Annotated in this window: 6 protein-coding genes and 1 tRNA gene; 2 read left to right on the forward strand and 5 right to left on the reverse strand. The window is 66.2% G+C overall.

What is annotated here, in order from left to right:
• Window positions 1-109 precede the first annotated feature (109 nt).
• The 3 genes from QOD90_RS22280 to QOD90_RS22290 are packed head-to-tail and all read right to left on the reverse strand — an operon-like array spanning window position 110 to window position 1,532.
• Window positions 110-682, reverse strand: coding sequence for a maleylpyruvate isomerase family mycothiol-dependent enzyme (locus tag QOD90_RS22280; RefSeq protein ID WP_526353145.1), 573 nt, complete (start codon window positions 680-682; stop codon window positions 110-112).
• Window positions 683-687: 5 nt separating this feature from the next.
• Window positions 688-1,176: an SRPBCC family protein gene (locus tag QOD90_RS22285; protein ID WP_526353135.1), complete on the reverse strand. Its 489-nt coding sequence runs from the start codon at window positions 1,174-1,176 to the stop codon at window positions 688-690.
• Window positions 1,173-1,532 carry an ArsR/SmtB family transcription factor gene (locus QOD90_RS22290; RefSeq protein ID WP_526353137.1) on the reverse strand — a complete coding sequence of 120 codons (360 nt, stop codon included), beginning with the start codon at window positions 1,530-1,532 and terminating at the stop codon, window positions 1,173-1,175. Before QOD90_RS22290 ends, QOD90_RS22285 begins: the two co-directional genes overlap by 4 nt.
• A gap of 50 nt (window positions 1,533-1,582) precedes the next feature.
• On the opposite strand from QOD90_RS22290, the gene QOD90_RS22295 reads away from it, so the two are divergent.
• Together QOD90_RS22295 and QOD90_RS22300 are read left to right on the forward strand one after the other, a co-directional pair.
• Window positions 1,583-2,020: a hypothetical protein gene (locus tag QOD90_RS22295; protein ID WP_526353139.1), complete on the forward strand. Its 438-nt coding sequence runs from the start codon at window positions 1,583-1,585 to the stop codon at window positions 2,018-2,020.
• Window positions 2,021-2,193: 173 nt separating this feature from the next.
• Complete coding sequence (locus QOD90_RS22300) at window positions 2,194-3,030, forward strand: alpha/beta hydrolase family protein (protein WP_526353141.1); 837 nt, start codon at window positions 2,194-2,196, stop codon at window positions 3,028-3,030.
• 580 nt (window positions 3,031-3,610) lie between these two features.
• On the opposite strand, the gene QOD90_RS22305 is transcribed toward QOD90_RS22300, so the two are convergent.
• Window positions 3,611-3,701: transfer RNA gene (locus tag QOD90_RS22305), tRNA-Ser, on the reverse strand.
• Between the two features lie 111 nt (window positions 3,702-3,812).
• Window positions 3,813-4,274, reverse strand: a complete 462-nt coding sequence (locus QOD90_RS22310; protein ID WP_526353143.1) for a nucleoside deaminase — start codon at window positions 4,272-4,274, stop codon at window positions 3,813-3,815.
• Window positions 4,275-4,348: the final 74 nt, after the last annotated feature.

Genomic DNA, 4,348 nt, shown 5'->3' on the forward strand with positions numbered 1-4,348 from the left:
CACCAACGTGGAGCTGCATGGACGCCTCGGGCGTGACGGGTTTAGCGGCCCCGACCACGTGTATTTCGAGGCTGTGCTTGCGCGCTACAACGATCGCCGGAGTATCCGTTCATACCGGAGACCAATCGGGGTTCCTGCCGATGAACCCCACCAGTCGCGTGACCGGGTCTGCGTCCGCGGCGACAGCGACGGCGGGGCCGTACTGCCCGGACGAGCGCAGTATCTCGTCCATCCCTGCCATCCCATCAAGAAGGTGACACGCGAAGTCGGGGTCAAGACCAGGGTCGCGGCCGGCGGAGGCGGCAAGATCCCAGGTGTGCATGAAGACGTCGGCGGTGTAGAAGCGGTCGACCGCATCGGAAAGCCGGTGCGTGCCCGTCATCGGATGGGTGAGCTGACTGTCCGCGGTGGGGCCGTCCAGTAGCGCCTGCACGCTGCCGGAGTGTGCCCGCCATGCGGCCTGCGGATGCTCGGCGACCGCCGGTCCCGGAGGCAACTCAACTCCGCCGGCGTCGAGGAAGCCAGTGAACCAATAGATCAAATGGGTGACGACGTCACGCGCCACCCATCCGTCGACCGGCGTCGGGGCATCCCAATCGGTCACTGCCTCAACATGTTCAGTGAACCGAGCGGCCACGGCGCGATGCCGGTCGGCGGGCGGCAGGTCGAGGAGGTGAGCCATGGAAGTCACGCGTCCCCCGATGCGACCAGTTCGTCGAGCTTGGCATAACCCTCGTTCACGCCGGTCTCCATGCCCGAGGCCAGCCAGGCGTCGCGGCCTTCGAAGCTGTCGACGAGCGATTGTGCGTGTAGCCGGGTACGACCGTCGCCCAGGTCCTCGAACCACAAGGTCTCAAGCGAAACGTCGTCGGGCATCCCCTCGTAGGTGAACGTCTGGACGATCTTGTCGTCGGCCACGGTGTGAAAGCAGCCACGGAAGCCGAACACCTCACCGTCGCGGGTCGTGACGTAGCGCCAGGCACCGCCGCTGCGGGCGTCCCACTCCGTGACTTGGGTCTGCATGCCGTTCGGTCCCACCCAACGCACGAAGAGCTCGGGGTCGGTGTGCGCGCGCATCAGATACGCAGGGCTGGCGTGGAAATCGCGGGTTATCCGGATGATCGGGAGCTTCTCGTCGGCCTCGATCGCTGCTTCACTGAATGCCGTCTTGCTCATGGCGCCTGGCCCTTTCTTCGAGGTTGCGTGTCGGATTCATCGTCCATGTCCGCCAGCACAGCATCGAGGCGCTGGTAACGCGCCTCGGCTTGCCGGCGGTAACGCTCGATCCACTTGGTCATGAGGTCGAACACCTCGGCATCGAGGTGGACCGGCCGGGTCTGCGCGTCGCGCGTCCTGGTCACCAGGCCGGCCTCCCCGAGGACCTTGAGGTGTTTGGAGACGGCCTGGAGGCTTACGTCGTACGGTTCGGCCAGCTGACCGACGGTCGCGTCGGCGACGGTGAGTCGTGCGACCATGTCACGGCGGATCGGATCTCCCAGCGCCGCAAACATTTTGGACAACTGATCGGCCACCTCGCCCGCCTTCTCAAGAATTTGGTTGAGTACGAGCCAAGCATTCGGCCGTGGACGTTGTCAACCTTTCGGTTGAATACAACGCCGGGCCCGGGGTGACGAATGGGTTCCGACGACTATCGAATGTGGTTCATCAACAGCCCACAGATGTCGCAGGAACAGGGCACCTGTCGATCGGCGTCACGAAGAATCCGTCGGCGCCGCCGGGCCGCCGGGGCGTCGAGGAGGCCGCCGCGGTGGACGGGTGCCCAATGGATGCGCCGACCGAGGGGAGCCCTGATTCGTCGGAGGATTCGCAGGCGTGCGATACGGGCGGCCCGATTGCTGGCTACCGCTCGATGGCGCTACTCACGAACGCCTTGCACGTGTCACCCATCGTCGCCAACGGCCCTCCCCGCCGGTTCGGATGGCCGTTGCTGACGATGAAGACCGTGGCCTCCTTTGGGGCCCTAAATCGCCATGCATTGCTGCTGGTGAACCGCGTTTAGGGTACCGGTGATGCCGGTTGGCACGCTGCCTCGTCAACCCTTGTGTCGGCGGCGCAACTGACGGTCAGCCTCAGTCGCCTTTGATGGCAGCCCAGTCGCGTGCCGTCGAGCAGGCCCCGCCCGGACGGGTTTGATGGCACGCGGGGTAGCACGTCGTCTGGTTTGCTGGATTGATGAAGCACCTGACCCGACGAAACGTTCTGGGGATGGCCGGTGGTGTCGTCACCATGCTTGCCGGGTGTACCACCGGAGTGCCCGCCGCCAGAGGAGACGATCACTGGATGCGCTACGCCTACGGAGACCACCCGAGCCAGTACGCCGAGATCAACCTGCCCTCCGGTACGGGGCCCGCACCCGTGGTCGTGATCGTGCACGGCGGTTATTGGTCGGCGATGTACGGGCTCGAATTGGGTCGTCCATTGGCCCTCGATCTGGTTGGCCGCGGGTTCGTCGCGGTCAACGTCGAGTACCGCAGGGTGGGGGGCGGCGGCGGTTGGCCGCAGACGGGTCAGGACGTCGCGGCTGCAGTCGATGCGTTGCGCGATCAGGCGACCGGCCGTCTTGATCTGAGTCGGGTGGTCGGAATTGGCCACTCGGCGGGTGGACAGCTCGCGAGCTTCTTGGCGGCGCGCCGCGACGCGCCGGTGAAGCTGACGGGCTCCGTGTTGCAGGCGGGCGTGCTCGACCTGGTTCGCGGCGCCGAGGTCGGTCTTGGCGGTGGGGCGGTCGAAGGCTTCCTTGGTGGTTCACCGACCGAGGCCCCTTACGCATACGCCCAGGCGTCACCGATAGCGCTGCTGCCGCTGGGGGTGCCGACCGTCTGCGTGCACGGCAGCAGTGACTCGGTGGTGCCCATCGAGCAGTCCGAACGCTTCGTCGCTGCCGCGCAGGCGGTTGGCGACCGGACCGAATTGCATACTTTCAACGGTGATCACTTCGACCCGATCACCGTAGGCACCCCGGCCTGGAACTTGTGCGTGGACGGGTTGCATCGACTCACGGGCACCTAACGACAACGAACACCAGCCCCCCGAAGATGCTCGGGGCCTGGTGAATTGTGGGCTTGAGGATCCCGAGCGTGGGCCGGGTGTGATGGTCATCGACGGGTCCGAGTGGATCTGCTGACCTGTCGGATCGCTCTAGCAGTCACCCATGTCAGGAGAAGGGTCTGGGTCGAGCCCTGCCTGGGCGGCGCTGAATCAACTGCTCGATGACACTGCGGTCGAAGATCTCGGCACATCCGGAGACACAGTGCGCCAGGCCGCGGCAGGCACAGCCGAATGGGTGGCGCTATCTCTGCAACACATCGGCTTTCGGCATTTAACAACACCATCCGGCGAGGCGTTCTGCGTCGACCGTTTCGACTTCCCAACCACGCGGAGTTAATCGGCTCCATCTCGTTAGCGCTGAGAGCCTTTGCAGATGGTCGCACTCGCCGGAACGAGGCGTTGTCGGCTGCCGTCAACGCTGGCGTCGGGTCGCGAGCATGCGCAAAAGGGGCATGCGAGGCCAAATGTGGGCAGAGGTCGGCTCACTTCGCGCCATAGAGCGCAAAAACCGCCCTGACCTGTGCGAACAGGAGGGCGGTCGTGGCGGTGGCGGAGGGATTTGAACCCTCGGACGGGGGTTACCCGTCACACGCTTTCGAGGCGTGCTCCTTAGGCCGCTCGGACACGCCACCGTCGGGCAGCTTACCGGCTCCCCGGCACGGCCCCTAATCGCCGCCGAACGAGCGATCTCATCCGCCGATCGCGACGAAGTCGCGGACGAAACCGCACGCTCGAGCGCAAACTTATTGGCGTTGCCGGGCGAAGAACGCCTCCAGCGGTGCCGCGCACTCCTCGGCCAGGACTCCGCCCCGGACCTCGGGACGGTGAGTGAGCCGCCGGTCACGGACCACGTCCCACAGCGAGCCGACCGCCCCCGTCTTCGGCTCCCACGCCCCGAACACCACCCGGGCGACGCGCGCCATCACCAGCGCGCCCGCGCACATCGTGCATGGCTCGACGGTGACCGCCAGCGTCGCGCCCTCCAACCGCCAGCCGTCACCAAGCATCGCAGCCGCCGCCCGAAGGGCCAGGATCTCCGCGTGTGCGGTCGGATCGCCCAGTTCTTCTCGGGCGTTGGCCGCCCGCGCCAGCTCGGCGCCATCGGGACCGAACACCACGGCACCGATGGGAACGTCGCGGGGGCCGACGGCGGAGGCCGCCTCCAGCGCGAGGCGAATCAGGTCGGCGTCGGACTTACCGGTCAAGCTTGTCCAGGAAGGCCGACAATTCGTCGCCGAAGCCCATCTCCTGGGCGATCCGGGAGAGCTGTTCGTCGGCG

The organism is Mycobacterium sp. (assembly GCF_032161845.1).
Lineage (GTDB): Bacteria > Actinomycetota > Actinomycetes > Mycobacteriales > Mycobacteriaceae > Mycobacterium.

Excerpts from the sequence above, each read along its gene's own strand:
- QOD90_RS22280 (WP_526353145.1), bottom strand. The coding sequence starts at position 682 with ATGGCTCACCTCCTCGACCTGCCGCCCGCCGACCGGCATCGCGCCGTG.
- QOD90_RS22285 (WP_526353135.1), bottom strand. The coding sequence starts at position 1,176 with ATGAGCAAGACGGCATTCAGTGAAGCAGCGATCGAGGCCGACGAGAAG.
- QOD90_RS22300 (WP_526353141.1), top strand. The coding sequence starts at position 2,194 with ATGAAGCACCTGACCCGACGAAACGTTCTGGGGATGGCCGGTGGTGTC.